Annotated in this window: 2 protein-coding genes; both read right to left on the reverse strand. The window is 68.2% G+C overall.

The window, feature by feature from the left end; all coding sequences use genetic code 11:
* The coding region (locus Q0L94_RS17560; protein WP_296755927.1) for a response regulator at window positions 1–518 on the reverse strand (518 nt) is incomplete at its 3' end.
* On the reverse strand, window positions 515–1,771 hold the full coding sequence (locus tag Q0L94_RS17565) for an ATP-binding protein (RefSeq protein WP_296755929.1): 1,257 nt from the start codon (window positions 1,769–1,771) through the stop codon (window positions 515–517). The genes Q0L94_RS17560 and Q0L94_RS17565, both read right to left, overlap by 4 nt.
* Window positions 1,772–1,832 lie beyond the last annotated feature (61 nt).

Here is a 1,832-nt window from a genome sequence, read left to right on the forward strand (position 1 = left end):
CGCTTGTCGAGTTTCCGCTGCAGGGTGCGGCGGTGCATTTTCAGGGCGCGCGCGGTGGCCGAGATGTTGCCGTCGTGCTCGTTCAGCACTTTCTGGATGTGCTCCCATTCCAGCCGGGCCACCGACAGCGGCTCGGGGCTGACTTCCAGCGCCGCATCGTCGGGCCGGTCGCGCAGCAGCGCGGCGAGGATTTCGTCGGCATCCGCCGGCTTGGCCAGGTAATGCCGGGCGCCCAGCCGTACCGCTGCGACCGCGGTGGCGATGCTGGCATAGCCGGTGAGCACGACGATGGCGGGAGCGGGGGTGCGCGCGGCAAGCTGCGAAACGACTTTCAGCCCCGAATCGCCGGGCAGTTTCAGATCGACGACCGCATGGCTGGGGGCGAACGCTTCCGCGGCGGCCTCGGCGGCAATGGCATCGTGCGCCATGGCGACGTCGAAGCCGCGCTTGCCCATGGCGCGCGACAAGGCGGCGGCAAAATCGGTGTCGTCCTCGACGATCAGAAGTCTCATGCTCATGTCGTTTGATCCCAGGGTAACGTGATGCGCACGCGGGTGCCGCCACCATCGCGCTCGGCGAGGACGAGCGCGCCGCCCAGCCGTTCCAGTGTGGCGTGGGTAAGCGCCAGCCCCATGCCCCAGCCGCGCCCCGGCTTGTTGCTGAACTGTACGCGCCCGGCCTGCGCCTTGTGTTCGGGGGAAAAGCCGGGGCCGCGGTCGGCGATCTCGATCACCAGCACGCCGCCGTCCGTTGCTGCGCTGAATTCAACTGCACCGGGCGAGGCGTCGGCCGCATTGTTCAGCACATTCAGGATCGCCTGTTCGAGCCCGTCGGGGGGGCTGAAGCTGCGGCCGATGGGGGGCAGCGCGCCCAGCAGCTGCGCCTCCGGGCGCAACACTTGCCAGCGCTCGATCAGCGCGCCAAGCCAGGCGTCGAGCGGCTGTGCCGCCGGCGTGCTGTCCTGCGCGCGGGCGGCGAGCTGGGTGAGGATGCGCTTGCACGCCTGCGCCTGCCGTTCGAGCAGGCGGCAGTCGTTGCCGATGTCGGGGTCGTTGGCGAACTCGCTGGCGAGTTCGTGCGCGGTGGTCTGGATGGTGGCGAGCGGGGTGGCGAGTTCGTGCGCCGCCAGCGCGGCCTGGGTGCCGAGCGCAACGATGCGTTCGTCGCGCAACTGTTTTTCGCGCAGGGCGGACAGTTCCTGATCGCGTGCGCGCAGCCCGGCGTGCATGCGGGTGACGAAAAACGCAATCAAGCCCGCGCTGACGAGGAAATTAAACCACATGCCGCCGAGGTGCATGCCGTGGGCTGCAACCGGATCGGATATCTCCAGCGGCCGGTAAAAAAACAGCAGCAGCGTATAGAACCCGCCCGCCACCGCCGCCAGCAGCCATACCCAGCGCGGACGCAGGCTGATGGCGGCGATGACGATCGGCACCAGCATCAGCGAGACGAAGGGATTGGTGGCGCCGCCGCTGAAGTACACCAGCATCGCAAACATGGAAAGGTCGGCCAGCAGATGCGCCAGAAACTCCATCTGGGTGGCGGGAATATCCTGCCGCAGCCGCCAGGCGGTAGCCACAACGAACAGCCCCATCAGCGCCAGCACCGAAGCCATCGGCAGCAGCGGCAGCGGAATGTGGAGGCCCCAGTGCAGCCAGGCGATGCCCGCCGCCCAGCCGGCAAGCAGCGATACGCGCACCGCCAGCAGCCGTCCCAGCAGGGCATGCGCGGGCAGCGTGGACGACAGCGTGAAATCGGTTGCGGACGGCATGGCGGCATTGTAAGCCGTGCATTGCGATGCGCCGCGGGGTGCGACAATTTGTCCGCTTGCG

The sequence above is a fragment of the Thiobacillus sp. genome (genome assembly GCF_024708915.1).